This is a genomic window from Vibrio sp. 2433-A1, assembly GCF_056726085.1.
Genome location: NZ_JBRESC010000005.1, coordinates 139,229 through 161,651, shown reverse-complemented (window position 1 = coordinate 161,651; position 22,423 = coordinate 139,229). Strand labels below are relative to the sequence as shown.

The window sequence follows — 22,423 nt, the reverse complement described above, 5'->3', positions numbered from 1 at the left end:
CGATGTTCCTTCTCAAAGCGTTTCTAACGTATGCTGGAAATGGAAATGGTATCCCAATTGTATCAATCGATCGGCCACGATGCATTTGTCAGGTGTTTCTGTAATCGGAGGAAGTGGCTCATTACTGGCAGATTGATCGAGAGCGGCCTGATAAAACTCTGCTTTGCTGACGGTATTGGGTGTGGTGGCATTGACAACGACATTGCTAGCATTTAAAGCGACAAAGCTTGTTGCACCAATAGCATCGTGCAAATGGAGCATATTAGCTGGAGCCTGATTGCTGACTTGCTTTAGTTTGGAGACAAAGCGGGCAGGGTGTCTGTCAGGGCCAATAAGACCACTACAGCGAACAACACCGTAGCTTAAACCTGAATCAATCAGATATTGCTCTGCTTGGAGCATCACTTTGGCGTTATCGCTGAAGTCTGCACTCGTTTGAGCCAAAGCTAACGTTGCTCGGTCTTCGCTCATCTCTTGGGCGATGTTAGGATAAACCGTGGTCGAGCTGACAATAACCAAGCGACCTACGCCAACTTGTTGGCATATCTGGGTCAGCTTGTTCCAGTGATGAGCATATTCGTCGCCTTTGCCCTTCCTAAAACCGGGAGGAAAGCAGCCAATCACTATATCTGGATTCAGCGCGTTGAGTGACGTTGACAGTTCGGAGAACTCTCCATTTAAGTCGAACTCAAATCCGCTCAAGTGTTTTGCTGTGAGCTCGTTGACACCTTGCGCGGTAGTGCGACTCACGAAGACTTTGTGACCAAGGTTATCAAGACATTGTGCGAGTGGTTGTCCTAACCAACCGCCACCGATAATGGTTATCTGTTTCACGACGATTTCCCTAATAGTAGTCTTAATTCGGAGCGTAGGAACGCATGGATAGGGTGAGAGCTAAACGCTGGGTGTTGAATAATATCGACATTCGCGTGCCAGCTTAAATTCTCAAACTCAGCAGGGAGACGCACAATGCCACTCTCTCTAAGTCCATAATTGGCGATATGTTTTGGTAGTACACCCCAACCAAATCCTTTTTGTACCAACTCTCTTAACATGTAGTAATTATCAGCATACCAAATGTCAGGGCTATAGGCTTTTTGAAAGCTACTGGTCTTGCTATTTTTTGACCTGACTAATAGCTGACGGTGCAAAGTTAGTTGATCAATATTACTGACCTTATTGTTATAAGCCGGTTTCTTGGTGTTTTTCTTCTTTTATGCGACCGCATTTAACTGGGGCTATGATCGTATTCAGCCTTATCAGCGTTGGATTCAGAACCAAAGTGTGTCGTAATTGAATAGAATAGGGGGAGCGCGACAAAGGTGACAAGAGCTTGGTAGGACACCAAGCTCTGATTTAGCTATACTCGGAGTTGTTTAGCTAGACAGAACTCTTAGAATTTTGTCTGTATGTTCTGCAATTTCAATACCTTCATCAGTCAGGTAGCCGCCATCTGGTAACGTGCATAGGCCTTTCTTATAAAGACGTTGCACTGCCGCCTGCATTTCTTCGGACGCATCATGGTGAACTTTAATCCCCGTTGCAGCACTGCTGATATCAAATTGAAGCAGAAGGTTAAGTTCAGACATATATTCAGGCGTAAGTTTCATATTTAATTCCTTCGTAGAAAGTACTTATCTCAACTTAATCAGGATGTTGGAAATCAGCAACTTTATCCATTGAGAAGTGTTAGCCATCCCTTACTTTCTAGAAAAGAATTAGGCTATTTGGTGCCTGAGTAATCGAATGCTAACAGATTAGACCCAAATCAAAGATTAATCAGAATTACCCTGTTGGGGATGGTTATTCACTTATAATAGCGAAACTGCATATTAAACTGAATTATTATGAATAATCGGCCTAAAGTGGTGGCTGGATAAAGAAATTTAGACCTGTTTATCTATAAGTTAATGAATAATATAACTAATATTTAATTCAATGTGGTTCACTTATCTAATTTTAGCTTTGTGTTTTGATTCAATTAGAGAAAGTTTCTTTAATAATAAAAACATTTTGTATAACGCAACCAATTAACGCTTGAATTTGGTCACAAATCACGTAATTATTTGCGCCCACTATTCACATGTAACGAAATGTTTCTAAATGATTGACACAAACCAGTTTGATTCTTTACTTCCTCCTCAGATGGCAGAGCGAGCAGCGGAAATTGGCGTAAGCAAAGCAACCAAAGACCCAATGAAGTCTTTTCTATTGGCAATATCGGCAGGTATCCATATTGGTATTGCATTCGTTTTCTACACCATTGTCACGACGGGTGCTGTCGATATGTCATGGGGCGTCTCACGCTTGCTTGGTGGCTTAGCATTTAGTTTGGGTTTGATATTGGTTGTTGTAACAGGTGGAGAGCTGTTTACAAGTACGGTTTTGACATTGGTTGCTCGAGCGAGTGGCAAGATTACGTGGAAATGTCTATTCAAAAACTGGGCTGTGGTTTACGGTGGTAACTTAGTCGGTGCACTATTGCTAGTCATTTGTATGTTGCTGACCAAACAATACATGTTTGATCATGGCCAAGTCGGCTTAAATGCAATGGCTATCTCTCAGCATAAAATGCATCACACTTTCCTATCTGCAGTCGCACTGGGCGTAATGTGTAACGTATTGGTTTGTATCGCGGTGTGGATGACCTTCAGTGGCCGTACGTTGACAGACAAAATTATAGTATTGATACTACCTGTGGCAATGTTTGTTTCATCAGGTTTCGAACACTGTATTGCAAACATGTTCCAAGTTCCGATGGCTATCGGTATTAAGAACTTTGCTCCGGCTGAGTTTTGGCAAATGACAGGCGCGAACATCGCAGACTACGCGGATCTAAACATGATCGATTTCATCACCAACAACCTGCTCCCAGTGACGCTTGGTAATATCATTGGCGGTGGCGTGTTTGTTGGTATGTGGTACTGGCTAATCTACCTTCGCGACTAATTAGACGTAAAGAGATGATTCAAAAGACTCACTTAGGTGGGTCTTTTTTGTTTGTGGAGAAAGTTCTAATCCATCGAATGAAGTCAGTGTAGCAGGTGTGGTGATCAACCAATTATGAAGCTCGGGTGAATTTGTCTTCACCACTCCTAATTCATTGTTATCGACACTACTAGACATGGTCATTGCCTCTATTTGTTCGCATTGGGAACACAATAGAAGGGGAGAATGACAAAATTATTACGTCTTGCAAATAAATCGATATGCGCCTGAATGCAAAGGTTTTTTTTTTACCTAGGTGATCAAGTCAGTACGCCAGATTGTTTGTGAAGTATCACCACGGTTATCCACAGAATCTGTGGATAAGATCTTTAATCCGTTGTTCATGGAACAAAAGAACTGGCAGATTACAGTAGTCTAACCAAGATCTTACCTTGGTTATTTATGCAATTTCGTACCGTCATCCGTAATGAAAGAGTGATAGAAATAGACAGCATGACGAAGATCGCCACCATGATCATTATCTGATATTTAATTGCGACAATTGGGTTTGCGCCGCCAAGGATTTGGCCCGTCATCATTCCAGGTAGGGTGACAAGACCGCTGGTGGTCATTGTTGCTAGCGTCGGGGCGAGGGATCGTTGAATCGCTTCTCTTACAAAAGGCAAAGTGGCGTACTCTTTAGATGCCCCTAGCGAAATCGCTGCTTCATACTCCCCTTGCCTCTCTTCTAAAGCGCTAAAAAAGCTTTGTAATGAGACGATATTTCCACTCATCGAGTTACCAAGCAACATTCCAGCTAATGGCACTAAGTATTGCGCATTATAGAGTGGTGTAGGATGAATGATGAGGGTCATTATAGATAAGACAGGTACCAGCCCTAACAGTAGACCGATGACAACTGACATGACCATAGGCTTTCTTGGCAGTTTTGCCTTGGAAATGATCGCACTAGCGCCAATCAACATCATCAGTGCAATCCAGACGATATTGATCATGGGGCTGTTGAGGGTAAATAGGTACTCAAGATAGAGCCCAACTAGCAGCAATTGCAGTGTCATTCGAACGACACTCAGCAAGATTTCTTTACTGATTTTTAGTTGGTAGAGCTGACTAATGACGAGCGGAATCGCTAATAAACTGAAAAATAAAGCTAATGTAAGCCAAGGTATATCGACCACGCTTTCCATAAATCCTCCTACATCAATCAGAGTATTGTACTGAATATTGCTGCCGAGTCACCATGCCTTAGTTTTGCAAAAATAGTGATTTTCCCTCAAATATAGAAACAACTTTGTTACAAATAGACTAAAATTAGCTCGTAATATCTGTGCCTCTAAAGTGGTAGATGTTGCATTTGTTAACTTAGTGTTGTGCTGAATGGTGGTTTTTGGTCGCTATTTTTCTGTTAACAATTGTTCATAAGATTTGGTTTGTTTACACATAAAAATGTAATTAAACATATCTCTGGATGAGCTCAAAAAAGTGTTGAATAACAACGGCTGATGGGTCGGAATTGATTGAACCCTACTTATAGTATGGTCTAACATTTCCATCTAGAGATAGAAAAAATTTAGCTCAACCATAAGAGCTAACCAAATAACACTAGATACAAAATAGGCAAATGTATGAGTGATGTTAATAAAATCGAGAGTGGTGAAAAACGCTCTTTGGAGTGGAAGTCATTCCTCTTCATCGCGGTCGTTCTCTTCCCTGTGTTGAGTGTGGCATTTGTTGGTGGTTACGGATTCCTTGTATGGGCAATGCAAGTATTCTTCTTAGGACCTCCAGGTGCGCACGGCATGTAAGCCAGTGAGCTCATTTCCACATTTTTGAACAGATTTTAAGAGAGCAAACTATGAAATCATTTATCATCAAGCTGTGGCGCACCATGACGCGTCCTGCAGTTCATATCAGCCTTGGTGTGCTGACTATGGGCGGCTTTATTGCTGGTGTTATTTTCTGGGGTGGCTTTAACACAGCACTTGAAGCGACCAACACAGAAGAGTTCTGTATCAGCTGTCATACAATGCGTGACAACGTATACGTTGAACTACAAGAAACCGTTCACTGGAAAAACCACTCTGGTGTACGTGCTACATGTCCTGACTGTCATGTTCCTCATAACTGGACAGACAAAATTGCACGTAAGATGCAGGCTTCTAAAGAAGTATTCGCTCAAGTATTTGGCAACTACGATGAACCAGGTGCGTTTGAAGAACGCCGTATCGAACTTGCTAAACATGAATGGGACCGTTTCTCTGCGAACAAGTCTCTAGAGTGTAAAAATTGTCACAACTACGAATCTATGGATTTCGAGCAAATGTCTCCTACTGCTCGCATTCAAATGAAGCAAGCGGCTGAGAAAGATCAAAGCTGTGTTGATTGTCACAAAGGAATTGCACACAAACTTCCAGCTGGCATGGACAGCATCGGCGGTATCGTTGGCGATCTTGAAGGTCTAGCTTCAAACACCAAATACGATGTTGGTCAAACGCTAGTGAGCGTGCGTCACTTACCTGTTTACTTTGATGCTGAAGGTAAGACTGAAGCTGGTCTACTAAACCCTGCGTCTTCAGTAACAGTGATTGCTGACAAAGGCGATTACGCTGAAATCGAAATTGACGGCTGGCGTAAAGCCAAAGGCTTTGGTCGTGTAATCCAAGAAGACTTTGGTAAGAACATTGCGGTTGCTTCTCTACTTAAAGAAGCATCAACAGACAGCAACGTTGTTACGACTGGCGAGAAAAAAGTGGATGAGCTAACTGGTCTTCCATGGGAAAAAGTGGCGGCGACTGTATGGATCAAGAAAGAATCTATGCTGAACGACATTACGCCTGTATGGGAAAAATCAGCTGAAGCATACAAAACTAACTGTTCAGTATGTCACACGCAGCCTGACGAAGCGCACTTCGATGCGAACACATGGCCTGGTATGTTTGACGGTATGCTTGCATTCGTTAACCTAGACACAGACAGCGAAGCACTGATCTTGAAGTACCTACAGAAGCACTCTTCAGATTATGCTGAAGGCCACCACTAATAAGCGTCGGATTGGAGTAAATTAAATGGCTATTTCACGAAGAAGTTTTCTTAAGGGTGTTGCGACGACAAGTGCAGCATCAGTAATCGGTCCAAGCTTATTGGCATCAGCATCTGCAAGTGCAGCTGAGTCTACAGGTACTTGGAAGGTTTCAGGTTCACACTGGGGCGCATTCCGCGCCCACATCTATGCGGGTAAAGTTCAAGAAATCAAAGCGCTTGAGCTAGATAAAAACCCAACAGAAATGTTGAACGGTATTAAAGGCATTATCTACAGCCCATCACGCGTACGTTATCCAATGGTACGTCTAGATTGGCTGAAAAAACACAAGTACAGCGCAGATACACGCGGTGACAATCGTTTTATCCGTGTAACTTGGGATGAAGCACTTGACCTGTTCTACCGTGAATTAGAACGCGTTCAAAAAGATTACGGTCCATGGGCTCTACACGCTGGTCAAACAGGTTGGAACCAGACTGGTGCATTCAACAACTGTACGGCTCACATGCAGCGTGCAGTCGGTATGCATGGTAACTTCATCACTAAAGTGGGTGACTACTCAACAGGTGCTGGTCAAACAATCCTGCCTTACGTTCTAGGTTCAACAGAAGTATACGCACAAGGTACTTCTTGGTCTGAAATCCTAGAAAACGCAGATAACATTGTTCTTTGGGCAAACGACCCAGTGAAGAACCTGCAAGTAGGTTGGAACTGTGAAACGCACGAATCTTTTGACTACCTAGCTCAACTGAAAGAGAAAGTAGCAAAAGGCGAGATCAACGTACTTTCTGTTGACCCAGTTAAGAACAAGACTCAGCGTTACCTAGAGAACGATCACCTGTACATCAACCCAATGACAGACGTAGCATTCATGCTTGCTGTCGCGCACGTGCTGTACAACGAAGACCTATACGATAAGGAGTTCATCGAAACTTACTGTCTAGGCTTCAATGAGTTCATCCAGTACGTTCAGGGTGAAACCAAAGACAAAGTGGTTAAGACTCCTGAGTGGGCTGCTGAGATCTGTGGCGTTAAGGCTGACAAGATTCGTGAATTTGCACGTATGCTTGTAAACGGTCGTACACAGATCCTGATGGGTTGGTGTATCCAGCGTCAAGAGCACGGTGAGCAGCCTTACTGGGCAGCAGCGGTTATCGCGGCGATGGTTGGTCAAATTGGTCTACCTGGCGGCGGTATCTCTTACGGTCACCACTACTCAAGTATCGGTGTTCCTTCTACTGGCTTTGCGGGCCCTGGTGGCTTCCCACGTAACCTTGACCAAGGTATGAAGCCAAAATGGGACAACAACGACTTTAACGGTTACAGCCGCACAATCCCTGTTGCGCGTTGGATCGACTGTCTACTAGAGCCTGGTAAAGAGATCCGCTACAACGGCGGTAAAGTGAAACTGCCTGACTTCAAGATGATGGTTATCTCGGGTAACAACCCTTGGCACCACCACCAAGACCGTAATCGCATGAAGAAAGCATTCAAGAAGCTTCAGACTGTGGTAACGATTGAGTTTGCTTGGACTGCAACATGTCGTTTCTCTGATATTGTTCTTCCTGCATGTACTCAGTGGGAACGTAACGACATCGATGTTTACGGTTCATACTCAAGCAAAGGTTTGATCGCAATGCACCGCTTAGTGGATCCTCTGTTCCAATCTAAGCCTGACTTCCAGATCATGAGTGAACTGACTCAACGCTTTGGCCGTCGTGATGAATACACACGTGGCATGAGCGAAATGGAGTGGATCGAAAGCCTGTACAACGATTGTCGTGCTTCGAATAAAGGTAAGTTCGAGATGCCAGTATTCAATGAGTTCTGGGAGAAGAGCGTACTAGACTTCGGTCAAGGTAAGCCTTGGGTTCGTCACGCTGATTTCCGTCAAGATCCAGAAATTAACCCACTGGGTACACCTTCTGGCTTCATCGAGATCACTTCTCGTAAGATCGGTCGTTACGGCTACGAACACTGTCAAGAGCACCCAATGTGGTTCGAGAAATCTGAACGTTCTCACGGTGGTCCTGGTTCTGACAAACACCCATACTGGCTGCAATCTTGTCACCCAGACAAGCGTCTGCACTCTCAGATGTGTGAATCAGAAGAGTTCCGTGCAACTTACGCTGTTCAAGGCCGTGAGCCTGTATACATCAACCCTGTTGATGCGAAAGCGAAGGGCATTAAAGACGGTGACCTAGTACGCGTATTCAACGACCGTGGTCAGCTTTTGGCGGGCGCCGTTGTGACTGATAGCTACCCACGTGGTGTTATCCGTATTGAAGAAGGTGCATGGTACGGCCCTCTGAACGAGAAAGAAGGCGCTATCTGTACTTACGGCGATCCAAATACGTTGACTCAAGATATCGGTTCTTCAGAACTGGCTCAGGCGACATCTGCGAACACATGTATCGTAGATTTCGAGAAGTTCACTGGTAAAGTACCGCCAGTCACTTCATTCGGTGGTCCAATCGAAGTCGCTTAATCCAACGCAGTTAAGTGAGAATACCAGCCAATTGGCTGGTATTTTTTTATCTACGGAAAACCCACCCCATATTTATCCCTTAGCGTTTTTAATTGAGCCTCTGCATGTTGCTTAAAGTAAAGGTTTAACGCGTTGACGATCTCTTGTGCTTGGGGGTGAGTTCTTCTCACTGCTACATGCACTGGTGACGAGTCTAAAAACTTACGGCTGAAATGGAGCTGATCGGCTTCGACCCCCATCTCTTTGATTGTCCACCGACCAACAATTTCATCGGTCACCAACACATCTGCACGTGAAGAGAGCAGTAAGCGAATACTGTTTGGTAGGTCGATAGAGGTGACTCGATATAAATGAGGGTAGTTCTGTAATTCCGCTGCGTAGGCATAACCATTAATCATGGCGACGCGCTTTTCTTTTAAGTCCTCAATGGAGTGGTACTCAAAATTAAGCTGGGCAGGAGAAACCACCGCCATCTGGTTATACATGTATGGTTCAGTGAATAGGTACTCCTGTTCTCTTTTTGGTGTCTTCCAGATAGCAACAATGATGTCGCTCTTTCCCTTTAATGTTTCTTTAAGGATTCTAGCCCACGGCTTTTCAACAAACTCAACCTGATATCCCGCTTGTATTAGTCCTTCTATGACGAGGTCGTGCGCAATGCCTCTCCCTTGCGAAGAATTCATGATAAAGGGAGGCCAAGCCGTTTGCGCGACCCGAAGGACGGCAGCGAAACTGGATATAGAAAAAGCATAAAAAAACAGCACACAAAAGAGGATATACCTTCGAATAGACACCTGATCCTCCTTAATAAAGACACTATTAGAAAGTGTAGACGAGAGTAATGAAGACAAAGGTTTTTAGTTAAATCTCATTTACTAAGAAAATGAATGAACTTTCTTTACTACCTGTAAATATGATGAGATTTAGGTGTTTTTATGAGTTTGGCAAAAATGGTGTGATGTCATTCACTTTATTTGATGGTTTCTGGTTGCTATTTGTTCTGTCTTGCGTGTTTTTTAGAGTTTTGTCGCTCTTCTGTTGTTTGTTTCTTATCTATTTTTCGAACGTTTTATTTGTCAATTATTGGTTGTGGGAATAATTTCTGCAGCCAGAGCAAGCCGGTGGAACTGGCGCTCATAAATAAAAATTTATAGGAACAAATAAAAATGAAAAAGACAGTATTAGCAGTAGCTCTTTCACTTGTTGCTGGTTCTGCAATTGCAGCAGATGTAAACCAAAACGTTTCAGAACGTGCTCGTGAATCAATCATTGACCTTATCCTTTCTGGTGAAGAGTTCTCTGTTGGTGGTCAAGTGGCTGTTGGTGGTTACTACCAAGAAGGTCGTTACGAGACAGACGAGAATAATAACCCAATTAAAAAGCAAGAATTCTTCAACGATGGTGTAACTGGTTTTGACTTGTTCATCAACTACCAAAAAGGTAACGTACTAGGCCAATTCGCAGGTGAATTCGACCTAGCGGATAACTACTCATCAAAAGACGCAACCTTCAATATCACGGATACGTGGGTAGGCTACAAAACAGGTTTCGGTGTCGCTTCTATTGGTTACGCTAACGACTCTGCTCTAGACGCAGTAGACGGTGCAGCTGACCTAACTGTTGAATTTGGTGCTTCAGCATCAGACGCTTCAGACGTAAACCAAGTAGTTAAGTTTGAGGGCATCAAAGAAGGCTTTAAATACGCTGTATCTTACTACGGTGACCGTGAAGCAGATGCTTCAGGTCAAAAAGGCTTCAACGGTTACGTTGGCTTCCAAAATGACGCCTTCCAAGTTAACGCAGGTTACGAAAAGAACGACGAAGACAACCACAAGCCAGCGGCTAAAGGTGGTGACGAAGTTGAGCAAATCATGCTAGTAAACGGTGTGGCTTACTTCGGTGATTTCGCTGTAGGTGCTAACGTTGCTCAACACGAAAACTTCGCTGGACAAGACTCTCTACTTGTTAGTACATCTGCCGGCTACACAATCGACAAACTATACCTAGCAGCGGGTTACGCGAATCAAGAAGCATACGATTCTTCGAAGCCAGATAGTGAGTGGGTTAACTTCGGTGCAACTTACCAGTTCACTAAAAAGACATCAGCACTTGTTGACTTCAAAGTTGATCTAACTGACGACAACGGTAGCGATGATCTAGCCGCGTTCTTCAAGCTAGCTTACGATTTCTAATTGCCTTTTGGCTCTGTAAATTACGGCCTGTGTTGCAGGCCGTCTAATTTTAAAGCAGGATGCTTTGCGCAATAATCCACTGCCTTTTTTGCCCTCCGGAGATGGAGGGCTTTTTCGTTTTTAATAGGCGAGTTTTGCTGGGCACCACCGCTCGATGGTCTCTCTGGAAGTTGTTTCGATCTGCTTAGATAACTGACGGTTGGAAAATACGGTGTTTTCCAGTTTATTGTCTATTCGCTGATCGTTGCTTAAATGACAAAAGGACATGATCGAATGAATGGCATATTTGGGGTTGCTTAGGAACTGCTCGTACCGAATGGTCAGCATGTTGGCATTGACTCGTGCCTGTTCCTCCTTCGTTGTCGTCAATATCTTATTGAGTTGGAATGCGGTTCCTGCAACAGGGGTTCTCGCGATTGCCTGATAGGTATTGAGCTCTTTACTTGAATAAGCACCACGCCACCATAGTTGCTTTGAACCTTGCTGTTGCCAGAATTGAGTATTCATTAATGAGGTCACGGTCGCAGTAGGATCTCGGACAATATTAATGAAGTAAGCATCTGGAAAGAGACTGTGCAGGTATTCAAGCCGAGCGGGTCCAGTCAGTTTCAAGGCTAGGCGCTGTTTACCTTGTAGCTTTAGCATTGTATTGAAGGTGTGGCGTATTGACTGTTTCTCTGTTTTCGATGCTCGTTTGTAGAGTAAAAAATCGCGACTAAAATCGATATCGTTACGCGTCATTTGTTGCCATAAACTCCACGCTTCAGCAGGCCTTGGCACATAGTTATTTAAGAATCTGGTTTTTTGCTGCTGAGCTTTTTCTCCCGAAATCCACCACAAATTATTGTTGGTGAGTCGTGTTAGGGCTGAAAGCCAAGAGAGTTTGGGGTGCCACTCTGAGTAGTTAGTCGGTCCGCCGAGCTCACGATGAGCAAAGACGATTTCAGAAATAATTGTGGAGCCAGAACGTCCTGGACCAATAACAATAATGGGTTTCTCTAAGCGTTTCATCACAGTGCCTTCTTAAGGTGTTTTGATAGAAACAGCAATCAATGTACCAGTTTTTAATCCCTCAAATTTCATCGACTTACCAGACTTGTCGTGACTATTCTCTTTTTGCTTCTCATATTGATTTAAAAACGTGAGCTCGGTAAAAAAGTGCGGTGCTGTGCAAATAGACAATAACCATGCGCAGTGCTCTAATTAAGTAATAATCAAGTGGTTGAGTGCTGTATTGTGAGAAGTATTGAGTTAGAGAATGAACGCAGATTGCAGGTTCCCAATAGCGATCTAGGTGTGACTGTTTTTAAAAATGAGGTAACGTTTTCTTATCGAGGGTTATCTAATGAGTCCGTCGATGCTCATTACCTGCTATTTCGAACTGAATTTGATTTTGAAAGACAGGCGACATTACTAGGCGATGGTTTCCAAATGTTGGCTCAAACGACAGGGACTTGTGATTTACCAATTGATGTCGGTCGCTGCCCTGATAACAACTCAAGTTATCGTATCTACTCATCTCAAGACACTAAGCGATATTACAACTATCTAGTGGTTGAAGACTCCCTTGGCTACGCGCTGTTCGGTTTTACCTCTTGTCACCGTTTTGCTGGCTATTTCACTGTCAGTGATAGAGATGCAAAGTTGCAGGTGAACGCCTATATCGATGGAGAAAATACTCATCCACAAGATTGGGCGACGAGCCAGTTAGAATCTATTGTCGTGCTGCGTGGCGAGTCTCTATCAGCACTCTACAGTGAGTTTAGTGATTACATTCAAGCTCAGCATTCTGCGCGCCGTGGTGTTAAACAATCAGCACCGTTAGGTTGGTGCTCTTGGTATGCGTATTACGCAGAGGTAACTGAGCGCAATATCGAAGAGAACGTCGAGTATATGGCAGCGAACTTAAAGCAGTTTGATTACACCTTGCTTGATGACGGCTACCAAGCTTTTATGGGTGATTGGTTAACGCCTTCTGATAAATTTCCATCTGGCATCAAGTCAGTGGTGACTGAAATCAAGTCGCGAGGTAAAAAGCCGGCTATCTGGATGGCGCCTTTCATTGCGCAACCTGAATCTGAAATATTTAAGCAGCATCCTGATTGGTTTGTGCGTCACGCTGATGGTCGCTTACTCAAAGCGGAAGACATCACCTACGCGGGTTGGCGTTGCACGCCTTGGTACATTTTAGATACCACCAATATTGACGTCCAAGAACACTTGACTCACGTGGTGAAAACCATGCGTGAAGAGTGGGGAGTGGAACTGTTTAAACTCGATGCAAACTACTGGGGTGCTTTAAAAGGTGTTCGAAGCGTATCAGGCGTGACCGGTGTGGAAGCCTATCGAATTGGCATGCAAGCGATCGCCAAAGGTGCTGGTGATGCGTTGATCTTAGGTTGCAATGCGCCAATGTGGCCGTCACTCGGTTTAGTTGATGCCATGCGTGTGTCTGACGACGTTGAGCGTTGCGGTAGCCGTTTTGAGCAGATTGCTAAAGAAACCTTTTATCGTAGCTGGCAACATCGAAAGTTGTGGCAGATCGATCCTGATTGCGCCACTTTTGTCTCGCTGCCAAATCAAGCAACCGATCGACATCATTATGAATTTCACCGCGACGTACTGCTCGCTTGTGGAGGAATGCTTTTATCTGGAGATCCGCTACCAGAGCTGACGCCTTTTGCGAAAAAAACACTGAAAAAATTGGCGCTAAGGCAGAAACATAACCAAGAATCGGCGCGCTTTACTGCGTTGAATCTTCACCATGCGTTCCTACCGCTGACCGAGCGTAATGACCTGCACTGCTTGTTCAATTATCGCCAATCGACGCACGAGGTAACGCTGACCGCTGATTACCCTGTCTATTGGTATGATTACTGGAGTGGAGAAAAGCTGACATTAGAGCCAACACAGGTTTATGAGGTCGCTCTGGAGTCAGGTTTAGCCAGCAGAGCGATAATTACCTCGCCATAGCGCACAGCGTGGACTAAAATGGCGCTCAGGAACTAGCGACAATAAAGAACCTGATGACAATTATACTTGGGATCGATCCGGGCTCTCGGATTACTGGCTATGGAGTGATTCGCCAAACGGGTCGTCATTTACAATATCTAGGCAGTGGATGTATTCGAACCTCTGAAAAGGAACTGCCGGGCCGCTTAAAGCAGATTTACGCGGGCGTTTCAGAGATCATTACCCAGTTTCAACCTGATGTGTTTGCGATTGAACAAGTTTTTATGGCACGTAATGCTGACTCGGCGTTAAAGCTGGGTCAGGCAAGGGGCAGTGCGATTGTGGCCGCTGTGAATGCGGATTTACCTGTCTCTGAATACGCGGCTAGATTAATTAAGCAGGCCGTAACTGGAACCGGCGGGGCAGACAAAGAACAGGTGCAGCATATGGTGCAGCAAATGCTTAAGTTACCGGCTCGGCCGCAAGCGGATGCCGCTGATGCACTGGGTGTGGCGATTTGTCATGCCAATACCAACAAAACCTTAGTCGCACTTGCCGGTAAGGCAACAGGGGCTCGAAGAGGCCGTTACCGCTAAACGGCTTTCACAGTTTGACGATTCCACTCAAAATCTCCGTTTCAAATTACAAAGGACTGGATGTCTATCCAGTTCTTTATTATCCTGTCGCAAATTCATTTCAAAAGAGTATTTACCGTGATTGGACGTCTACGCGGCATTCTAATTGAGAAGCAACCACCTGAACTGCTTATTGAAGTTAATGGTATTGGCTATGAAGTACAGATGCCAATGAGCTGTTTTTACGAGCTACCAAACATCGGTGAAGAAGCGATTATCTATACTCACTTCGTGGTTCGCGAAGATGCGCAGCTATTATATGGCTTCAATACTGTGAAAGAGCGTGCGCTATTTAGAGAAGTAATCAAAGCTAATGGTGTGGGTCCTAAACTGGGCTTAGGGATTCTTTCTGGAATGACGGCGAGTCAATTTGTTGCGAGCGTTGAGCGTGAAGATGTTTCGACGCTGGTTAAGCTACCGGGTGTTGGCAAGAAGACTGCTGAACGCCTTGTGGTTGAAATGAAAGACCGATTGAAAGGGTGGGGTGCAGGCGATCTATTTACTCCATTTACTGATGCTGCACCGATTGATTCAGCGCCAAGAGCGACACAAGAAAGTGCTGAGGAAGAGGCAATCAGTGCACTACTTGCACTAGGCTATAAGCCAACACAAGCGTCTAAAGTCGTTTCACAAGTTAAGAAAGCGGATATGAGTAGTGAGCAGCTTATCCGTGAAGCATTAAAGTCGATGGTATAAAAAGGCATAAGTCATGATTGAAGCGGATCGCTTAATTGCGCCAGACAATACAGTATATAAAGAAGAAGATGTTATCGACCGCGCGATTCGTCCTAAAAAGCTTGAAGACTATAAGGGCCAGGATCATGTACGTGGTCAGATGGAGATCTTTATCAAAGCGGCTCAGTTGCGTAACGAAGCACTCGATCACTTGCTGATATTTGGTCCTCCTGGTCTGGGTAAAACGACCTTGGCGAATATTGTTGCCAACGAGATGGACGTTAACATCCGTACTACGTCGGGCCCAGTACTTGAAAAAGCAGGCGACCTTGCAGCGTTGCTCACCAACCTTGAAGAAAACGATGTGCTCTTCATTGACGAAATTCACCGTCTTAGCCCAATGGTTGAAGAGGTGCTGTATCCTGCAATGGAAGACTATCAACTGGATATCATGATTGGTGAAGGCCCAGCTGCCCGCTCAATCAAAATCGACTTACCACCTTTTACTCTGATTGGGGCCACTACGCGCGCCGGGTCACTGACTTCTCCGCTGCGTGACCGATTTGGTATTACTCAACGTTTGGAGTATTACAAGATCCCCGATCTGCAAAACATCGTCCAGCGCAGTGCTGATTGCCTTGGTCTATCAATGGAATCGGAAGGGGCGTTAGAAGTCGCGAGACGAGCCCGTGGTACGCCACGTATCGCTAACCGTTTACTGCGCCGTGTCCGTGATTACGCGGAAGTGAAGGGTAATGGCCACATTTGTGCTGAGGTCGCCGATAAAGCGCTCAACATGCTTGATGTTGATGCACAAGGCTTCGACTATATGGATAGAAAGCTGCTACTAGCAATTATGGAGAAGTTTGGTGGTGGACCTGTCGGCCTTGATAACATGGCCGCTGCCATTGGTGAGGAAAAAGACACTATTGAGGATGTGCTTGAGCCTTATCTTATCCAGCAAGGTTATTTGCAACGTACGCCAAGAGGGCGAATAGCCACCGACCGAGCCTATCTTCATTTCGGAATTGAAAAATAAGTTTTCAGAAGCCTGCTTAAAATAGCAGGCTTTTTTATTTAGTGACTCAGATCACAGTGATAATATTTATTTACCACTTAATAGGTAAAGGGCTTGAGTGACTTGTTAAGTGCTTGTATTGCATAAATAGTGTGCTGTGTGTTCTGTATAACCCGCACGTAACAAAAGTGGTGTGTTTTGGTTGATGTAGATCAAGTTGATGAAAATCTAAACAAGAATGCCGCACGAAAGTTGATACAAATCAAAGCGAACTCTGCCTATAAACCTTTTGAAACAACCTGTTTTTAGCAGTAATATTAGCTCCAGCTATATTAGCTGATGCTTAACAATTAACTAACCATTACGGTACATTTTTGCAACAGAATGCCGTTATTTAATAACAAATCTAGATATTAAATAACGACTGTTTATGTTGGCATGGATGTAAGAAAGTGTCTTCAGCCGACACATAGGAGTAATCATGATCGATGTTGTTGATCTATCGCGGTTGCAGTTTGCACTGACTGCGATGTATCACTTCCTCTTCGTACCTTTGACTCTAGGTATGGCATTCCTACTTGCCATTATGGAATCTTTGTACGTAATGACGGACAAGCAAATCTACAAGGACATGACCAAGTTCTGGGGTAAGCTTTTCGGTATTAACTTTGCACTTGGTGTGGCGACTGGCCTAACCATGGAATTCCAGTTTGGTACTAACTGGTCATACTATTCGCATTACGTAGGTGACATTTTCGGTGCGCCTTTGGCGATTGAAGCCCTTGTTGCCTTTTTCTTAGAGTCTACCTTCGTAGGTCTATTCTTCTTTGGCTGGGATCGTCTATCGAAACGTCAGCACCTAGTGGTGACATGGTTGGTTGCTCTTGGCTCTAACTTCTCAGCACTATGGATTCTTGTTGCAAACGGCTGGATGCAAAACCCAGTTGGCGCAGAATTTAACTTCGAAACCATGCGTATGGAAATGGTGAGCTTCGCAGAAGTGGTACTAAACCCAGTTGCTCAGGTTAAATTCGTCCACACCGTAGCATCAGGCTACACGACAGGCGCAATGTTCATTCTAGGCATCAGTTCATACTACCTATTAAAAGGTCGTGACATTGCATTCGCTCGTCGTTCATTTGCCATTGCTGCCTCTTTCGGTATGGCTGCGATTCTTTCCGTAATCGTACTTGGTGATGAGTCGGGTTATGAATTGGGTGAAGTTCAAAAAGTGAAACTAGCCGCTGTAGAAGCAGAATGGCATACTGAACCCGCTCCAGCCTCATTTACTCTGTTTGGTTTACCAAACCAAGAGACAATGGAAACCGACTACGCTATTAAAATTCCTTACGTAATGGGTATCATTGCGACGCGTTCACTTGATGAGCAAGTAACAGGACTTCGTGACCTGCGTGATGAGCACGTCGATCGAATCCGTAATGGTATGTATGCCTATGGGTTATTAGAGAAATTGCGTGCTGGTGATAAGTCAGAAGAAAATATGACAGCTTTTGACCAAGTGAAAGGCGATTTGGGCTATGGGTTACTTCTAAAACGTTATACGGATAATGTAGTTGACGCAACGGAAGACCAAATCCAAGCTGCAGCAGATGATTCTATTCCGACGGTATGGCCTCTATTTACTGCATTCCGCATTATGGTGGGCTGTGGCTTTATCATGCTGTTTGTCTTTGGCGCTGCGTTTGTTCAAACCTGTCGTCAGAAGATTGAACAGAAACCTTGGATTCTAAAAGCGGCTCTGTTTAGTATTCCTTTACCATGGATTGCCGTTGAAACGGGATGGTTTGTTGCAGAATTCGGTCGTCAGCCATGGGCTGTTGGTGAAATTCTACCGACACATGTTGCCGCTTCTGCACTGACAGTTGGTCAACTTTGGGCTTCACTATTTACAATCATTGGGTTGTACACAGTGTTCTTGATTGCCGAAGTTTACCTAATGTTGAAATTTGCACGTAAGGGTCCAAGTAGCCTTAAAACAGGACGCTATCACTTCGAACAACAAGCTAACTCTGTTGAAGACAAAGTCGGCCGCTCTGTTGAAGTATAAGTGAGGGAATATTATGTTTGATTACGAAATCTTACGATTTATCTGGTGGGCATTGATCGGTATTTTAATGGTCGGTTTTGCTGTTACAGATGGGTTTGATATGGGTGTTGCTTCGCTTGCATCTGTTATCGGAAAAAATGACACGGAGCGTCGTGTCATGCTAAACACGATTGCTCCGCATTGGGACGGCAACCAGGTTTGGCTTATTACGGCGGGTGGTGCTCTATTTGCGGCATGGCCTCTAGTCTATTCAACATCGTTTTCTGGCTTTTACTTTGCGATGTTCATAACACTAGCAGCACTTTGGGTTCGTCCACTTGCTCTTGAATACCGTTCAAAGATTGAAGATCCAAAATGGCGTAAAGCATGGGATTTAGGGTTGTGCTTTAGTGGTAGTGTGCCACCTATTATTTTTGGTGTGGCGTTCGGTAACCTACTGCAGGGCGTTCCATTCGAGCTAAACGACCTGTTAATGTCTCAGTACAAAGGTACCTTCTTCGCTCTTCTAAACCCATTTGCTTTGCTTTGTGGTGTTCTTAGCCTAATGATGTTTGTACTGCAAGGTGCTACATGGTTACAAATGAAGACGACTGAAGTGATTTATGAACGTGCTCGTAAGGTTGCTCAAATTGTTGCTGTTATTGCGGTCGTATTGTTTGTGATTGGTGGCGTTTGGGTTCAGTCTATAGATGGTTTTGTGATCACAAGTACTATAGATACACTGGCAGACTCAAATCCGTTAAATAAAGAAGTAGTACTGCAAACAGGCGCATGGATGAATAACTTTGAAACATATCCAGCATTGTGGGCAGCGCCGGTATTAGGTGTATTGATGCCGCTATTAGCCGCTGTCGCTTCTCGATTTGAGCGAGCTGGCTTTGCTTTCTTATTCTCAAGTCTTGCTAACGCAGGTGTTATCTTGACTGCTGGCTTTGCAATGTTCCCATTCGTTATGCCTTCGAGCTTAGTACCGAATCATAGCTTAACGATGTGGGATTCAACGGCGAGTGAGTTAACATTGGGCCTAATGACTGCTGTTGCTGCAGTAATGGTTCCAGTGATTCTTGGCTACACGACATGGACATACTACAAAATGTTTGGTCGCCTAGATAAAAAACACATCGAAAACAATGACGTTTCAGCTTACTAAGGAGCATTAGATATGTGGTATTTCGCATGGATTCTGGGTGTGTTGCTAGCTTGCGCATTTGGTATCATTAACGCTCTATGGCTAGAGCATTCAGAAATGATGGACAAAGACAGTGAGTAAACTCGCTGAGCAGGTAGCTAAGCTACATGCACCTGCAGATAAGGCTCTGTTTAGAGCCTTATCGCTAGTGCTCGGTTTTTATCATGTTGCAATGGTGATGTGGGATCCTGAGCTCTACGCAAATTCTATTGGGGGCTTTAATCCGGTTATCTCATCGTTGCTGATCTGGGCAATTTGCTCAAGCATGGTGTTTGGTGTTGGTTTTAAGCCTCGTAATTGGTATTGGCAGGTTCTTTTTAGTCCTTATTTTTCATTGGCGATTCTGATTTACCTAACGGTACTTCGCCTTTTTTAGAATGCTAGGGCAAACTCTGCTCATTTCGTATAAAAAAAGCGCGACTCTTGCACGAGTCGCGCTTTTTTTTGTTTCAAGCTTTGAAAACAGCTAAATGAGCGTTGCACAAATGGTAACGAGTTGCGTTATAGTATTCGCCTGAACAAATTATTCGGACATCCAAGTGCAGGAACAAGCAGCAATTTTTGAGTGGCCAGTCACTGTCTATTATGAAGATACCGACGCTGGTGGTGTCGTTTATCACTCAAACTATCTTAAGTTTTTTGAGCGAGCGCGTACTGAGCTACTTCGCACCATTGGTGTTTCGCAACAAACTCTATTGGAACAAAACATCGGTTTTGTAGTCCGACACATGGATATTGATTTTTTGCAGGGTGCATGTCTTGACGATCACCTTGTAGTAAAAACATCTATCTCTGACCTAAAGAAAGCTTCTCTCATATTCTGTCAGGAGATCGTTAATCCTGATGAGGCGATATTGTGTAAGGCAAAGGTTAAGGTAGCATGTATCGATAATATAAAAATGAGGCCAAAAGCTATGCCTCAATCAATCGTTATGGAGCTTACAAACAGTGAACGCTGATATTTCGATGCTAGGCCTATTCTTACAAGCAAGCTTGCTGGTAAAAATGGTTATGCTGATTCTTTTGGGTATGTCTATCGTATCTTGGGCGATGATCATCAAGCGCAGCAAAGTGCTTTCCCAAGCATCGAAAGATGCAGAAGCGTTTGAAGATAAATTCTGGTCAGGAACGGATCTATCCATCTTGTACCAAAATGCAAAAAAACGTAAAGACGACCTTGCTGGCACAGAAGAGATTTTCTACTCAGGCTTTACCGAGTTTGCTCGTCTTCGTAAATCAAACGCAGATTCACCAGACTTCATCATGGAAGGGACTGGCCGCTCAATGCGTGTTGCGGTTGCCCGTGAAGTGGACGAGCTTGAAACTAGCTTGCCGTTCCTTGCAACGGTAGGCTCTATCAGCCCATACATCGGCCTGTTCGGTACGGTATGGGGCATCATGCATTCCTTTATCGCGTTAGGTCAAGTGAAGCAGGCAACGCTAGCTATGGTTGCACCAGGCATCGCCGAAGCACTCATCGCGACAGCGATGGGCCTCTTTGCGGCAATCCCGGCAGTAATGGCCTACAACCGCCTAAGTAATAAAGTCGGTAAACTTGAGCACAACTATGCGACTTTCTCTGAAGAGTTCCACAGTATCTTGCACCGCCAAGCGATGGCGGGTCGAGACGCTTCAAGTAAGGAATAAGCGTCATGGCTGGCTACCAACGTAAAAAGCGTAAGATGACCGCAGAGATTAACGTCGTACCTTATATCGACGTTATGCTGGTTCTGCTGATCATCTTCATGGTGACGTCTCCCTTTGTCACACAAGGGGTAGATGTTGAGCTACCAAAAACAGCGACCGCTAAACCAGCTTCTGAATTGGCTGGTGATAGTGACGCGAGCTTTATCATTGTCGAGATCGATAAAGACGGTAACCTGGGTTTGAGTGTTAACGATGAGGATGTCACGCGTGGCATTTCACTTCAGGATATTATTGTGCGTGTCAAAGCGGAGTTATCGCTTAAGCCCGATTCTCCAGTGGCAGTGGGTGGTGATGCCGCTACACCTTACGCTGAAGTTGTTTTAGTTCTTGATGAACTGAGTCGTGCCGGTATCCCTAAAGTAGGGCTGCTGACTGACATTAAGGAATAGCGTTAGTCATTCATGAAAGAAAATAACAAGAAGAAAAGTGATTACAAAAAGCCGATAGCAATATCGGCAGGTTTGCATGCGCTTTTGATTGTTGCGCTGATATGGGGAACTGACTTCACCATGTCAAAACCCGAGCCAGTTGGTCGTTTGGTACAAGCGGTTGTTATTGATCCGGCTATGGTGCGCGAACAAGCGCAGCAAATTCGTAGTCAGCGTGAACAAGCGGCGAAGAAAGAGCAGGAAAGGCTCGATAAACTGCGTCGTGAAAGCGAACAGTTAGAAAAGAATCGTAAGGCAGAAGAAGAACGTATTCGCAAGCTGAAAGAGCAGCAAGTGAAAGAGGCCAAAGCAGCTCGTGAAGCTGAGAAGCAACGAGTAGCCAAAGAGAAAGAACGCAAGGCCGAAGAACTGCGTACTAAGAAAGAAAAAGAGCGTGTAGCGAAATTAGAAGCTGAGCGAAAGGCCAAAGAACAAGCGGTTAAAAAAGCGGAAAAAGAGCGTCTAGCGAAAGAAGCGGCGATTGCAAAAGCAGAGCAAGAACGTATTGAACGTGAAAAGGCCGCCAAAGCTGCGCAAGAAAAAGCTAAGCGTGAACGTGAAGCAGCAGAAAAGGCGGAAAAAGAACGCATCGCGAAAGAAAAAGCGGCAAAAGAGGCGGCTGAAAAAGCGCGTAAAGAGAAAGAACGTCTAGAGCGTCTTGAACGTGAACGCAAAGAGCAAGAAGCGGCGTTGAACGATATCTTTGCCGGTCTAGAGTCGGAATCTGAGGCGAACACTTCAGCGCGCTCAAGTCATGTTAGCAGTGAAGCGGATCGTTATGGCGCGATCTATACCCAGCTCATCCAGCAAAATTTATTGTTGGAGGACAGCTTTAGGGGAAAGTCCTGCCGAGTTAATTTGCGTCTAATCCCTACCGGAGCCGACGCGATTGTCGGTAGTCTTTCGGTATTAGATGGTGATAGCCGATTGTGCGCCGCAACTAAGCGTGCCGTCGCACAAGTAAACAGCTTTCCATTGCCTAAAGACCCAGACGTGGTCAGCAAGGTCAAGAATATTAACCTAACTGTAGTACCTGATTTATAAGGAATTGCTTGTGTTAAAGCGACTAATAATAGGATATG

22 protein-coding genes and 1 pseudogene are annotated in these 22,423 nt (G+C 44.5%); 18 read left to right on the top strand and 5 right to left on the bottom strand.

The features are described from left to right. Window positions 1-12: 12 nt before the first annotated feature. A complete protein-coding gene (locus ACU01J_RS07250) occupies window positions 13-834 on the bottom strand; it encodes an NAD-dependent epimerase/dehydratase family protein (RefSeq protein ID WP_481085068.1) in 822 nt (273 codons plus the stop codon). 354 nt (window positions 835-1,188) lie between these two features. Here ACU01J_RS07250 and ACU01J_RS07245 point away from each other — a divergent pair. After that, window positions 1,189-1,293, top strand: a pseudogene (locus tag ACU01J_RS07245) (PACE efflux transporter); the annotation flags it as partial. Between the two features lie 83 nt (window positions 1,294-1,376). On the opposite strand, the gene ACU01J_RS07240 reads toward ACU01J_RS07245, so the two are convergent. Further along, entirely contained in the window at window positions 1,377-1,610 is a 234-nt protein-coding gene (locus ACU01J_RS07240) for a TIGR02647 family protein (protein ID WP_481085067.1), read from the bottom strand. Between the two features lie 496 nt (window positions 1,611-2,106). Between ACU01J_RS07240 and focA the strand changes: the two genes are divergently transcribed. Then, entirely contained in the window at window positions 2,107-2,949 is an 843-nt protein-coding gene (focA, locus tag ACU01J_RS07235) for a formate transporter FocA (protein WP_481085140.1), read from the top strand. 404 nt (window positions 2,950-3,353) lie between these two features. Here focA and ACU01J_RS07230 read toward each other — a convergent pair whose 3' ends face one another. Next, complete coding sequence (locus ACU01J_RS07230) at window positions 3,354-4,136, bottom strand: ABC transporter permease (RefSeq protein WP_481085066.1); 783 nt, start codon at window positions 4,134-4,136, stop codon at window positions 3,354-3,356. Between the two features lie 438 nt (window positions 4,137-4,574). Here ACU01J_RS07230 and torE point away from each other — a divergent pair, with 438 nt between their 5' ends. Genes torE through torA form a run of 3 tightly spaced genes read left to right on the top strand, consistent with a single transcriptional unit; the run spans window position 4,575 to window position 8,477 of the window. Next, on the top strand, window positions 4,575-4,754 hold the full coding sequence (gene torE / locus ACU01J_RS07225; protein ID WP_481085065.1) for a trimethylamine N-oxide reductase system protein TorE: 180 nt from the start codon (window positions 4,575-4,577) through the stop codon (window positions 4,752-4,754). A gap of 50 nt (window positions 4,755-4,804) precedes the next feature. Beyond that, window positions 4,805-5,989 (top strand): pentaheme c-type cytochrome TorC, encoded by a 1,185-nt coding sequence (gene torC / locus ACU01J_RS07220; RefSeq protein WP_481085064.1) that lies wholly within the window; start codon window positions 4,805-4,807, stop codon window positions 5,987-5,989. Between the two features lie 25 nt (window positions 5,990-6,014). Next, the gene (gene torA, locus ACU01J_RS07215) at window positions 6,015-8,477 is read left to right on the top strand and encodes a trimethylamine-N-oxide reductase TorA (RefSeq protein ID WP_481085063.1); all 2,463 of its coding nucleotides are present in this window, start codon (window positions 6,015-6,017) and stop codon (window positions 8,475-8,477) included. 50 nt (window positions 8,478-8,527) lie between these two features. On the opposite strand, the gene ACU01J_RS07210 is transcribed toward torA, so the two are convergent. Beyond that, a complete protein-coding gene (locus ACU01J_RS07210; protein WP_481085139.1) occupies window positions 8,528-9,241 on the bottom strand; it encodes a substrate-binding periplasmic protein in 714 nt (237 codons plus the stop codon). 402 nt (window positions 9,242-9,643) lie between these two features. Between ACU01J_RS07210 and ACU01J_RS07205 the strand changes: the two genes are divergently transcribed. Beyond that, window positions 9,644-10,669 (top strand): porin, encoded by a 1,026-nt coding sequence (locus ACU01J_RS07205; RefSeq protein ID WP_481085062.1) that lies wholly within the window; start codon window positions 9,644-9,646, stop codon window positions 10,667-10,669. 120 nt (window positions 10,670-10,789) lie between these two features. Here the strand turns inward: ACU01J_RS07205 and ACU01J_RS07200 are convergent, their stop codons facing one another. After that, on the bottom strand, window positions 10,790-11,680 hold the full coding sequence (locus tag ACU01J_RS07200) for a sulfotransferase (RefSeq protein ID WP_481085061.1): 891 nt from the start codon (window positions 11,678-11,680) through the stop codon (window positions 10,790-10,792). Between the two features lie 222 nt (window positions 11,681-11,902). Here ACU01J_RS07200 and ACU01J_RS07195 point away from each other — a divergent pair, with 222 nt between their 5' ends. The 12 genes from ACU01J_RS07195 (at window position 11,903) to tolA (ending at window position 22,385) form a co-directional block, all read left to right on the top strand. Continuing rightward, complete coding sequence (locus tag ACU01J_RS07195; RefSeq protein ID WP_481085138.1) at window positions 11,903-13,642, top strand: glycoside hydrolase family 36 protein; 1,740 nt, start codon at window positions 11,903-11,905, stop codon at window positions 13,640-13,642. Between the two features lie 53 nt (window positions 13,643-13,695). Further along, complete coding sequence (gene ruvC / locus ACU01J_RS07190) at window positions 13,696-14,217, top strand: crossover junction endodeoxyribonuclease RuvC (protein ID WP_004413431.1); 522 nt, start codon at window positions 13,696-13,698, stop codon at window positions 14,215-14,217. 117 nt (window positions 14,218-14,334) lie between these two features. Continuing rightward, a complete protein-coding gene (ruvA, locus tag ACU01J_RS07185; protein WP_481085060.1) occupies window positions 14,335-14,952 on the top strand; it encodes a Holliday junction branch migration protein RuvA in 618 nt (205 codons plus the stop codon). 13 nt (window positions 14,953-14,965) lie between these two features. Continuing rightward, the gene (gene ruvB, locus ACU01J_RS07180) at window positions 14,966-15,970 is read left to right on the top strand and encodes a Holliday junction branch migration DNA helicase RuvB (RefSeq protein ID WP_481085059.1); all 1,005 of its coding nucleotides are present in this window, start codon (window positions 14,966-14,968) and stop codon (window positions 15,968-15,970) included. A gap of 460 nt (window positions 15,971-16,430) precedes the next feature. Next, entirely contained in the window at window positions 16,431-18,017 is a 1,587-nt protein-coding gene (gene cydA / locus ACU01J_RS07175; protein ID WP_481085058.1) for a cytochrome ubiquinol oxidase subunit I, read from the top strand. 13 nt (window positions 18,018-18,030) lie between these two features. Beyond that, window positions 18,031-19,167 (top strand): cytochrome d ubiquinol oxidase subunit II, encoded by a 1,137-nt coding sequence (cydB, locus tag ACU01J_RS07170; RefSeq protein ID WP_481085057.1) that lies wholly within the window; start codon window positions 18,031-18,033, stop codon window positions 19,165-19,167. A gap of 12 nt (window positions 19,168-19,179) precedes the next feature. Then, window positions 19,180-19,287 carry a cytochrome bd-I oxidase subunit CydX gene (cydX, locus tag ACU01J_RS07165; RefSeq protein ID WP_000270284.1) on the top strand — a complete coding sequence of 36 codons (108 nt, stop codon included), beginning with the start codon at window positions 19,180-19,182 and terminating at the stop codon, window positions 19,285-19,287. Beyond that, window positions 19,280-19,582, top strand: a complete 303-nt coding sequence (gene ybgE / locus ACU01J_RS07160; RefSeq protein WP_481085056.1) for a cyd operon protein YbgE — start codon at window positions 19,280-19,282, stop codon at window positions 19,580-19,582. Before cydX ends, ybgE begins: the two co-directional genes overlap by 8 nt. Before the next feature lie 163 nt (window positions 19,583-19,745). Further along, window positions 19,746-20,165: a tol-pal system-associated acyl-CoA thioesterase gene (gene ybgC, locus ACU01J_RS07155; RefSeq protein ID WP_481085055.1), complete on the top strand. Its 420-nt coding sequence runs from the start codon at window positions 19,746-19,748 to the stop codon at window positions 20,163-20,165. Continuing rightward, window positions 20,155-20,853, top strand: a complete 699-nt coding sequence (gene tolQ, locus ACU01J_RS07150; RefSeq protein WP_481085054.1) for a protein TolQ — start codon at window positions 20,155-20,157, stop codon at window positions 20,851-20,853. The genes ybgC and tolQ overlap by 11 nt, the downstream gene beginning before the upstream one ends. 5 nt (window positions 20,854-20,858) lie before the next feature. Then, complete coding sequence (gene tolR, locus ACU01J_RS07145; protein ID WP_481085053.1) at window positions 20,859-21,302, top strand: protein TolR; 444 nt, start codon at window positions 20,859-20,861, stop codon at window positions 21,300-21,302. A gap of 12 nt (window positions 21,303-21,314) precedes the next feature. After that, on the top strand, window positions 21,315-22,385 hold the full coding sequence (tolA, locus tag ACU01J_RS07140) for a cell envelope integrity protein TolA (RefSeq protein WP_481085052.1): 1,071 nt from the start codon (window positions 21,315-21,317) through the stop codon (window positions 22,383-22,385). Window positions 22,386-22,423 lie beyond the last annotated feature (38 nt).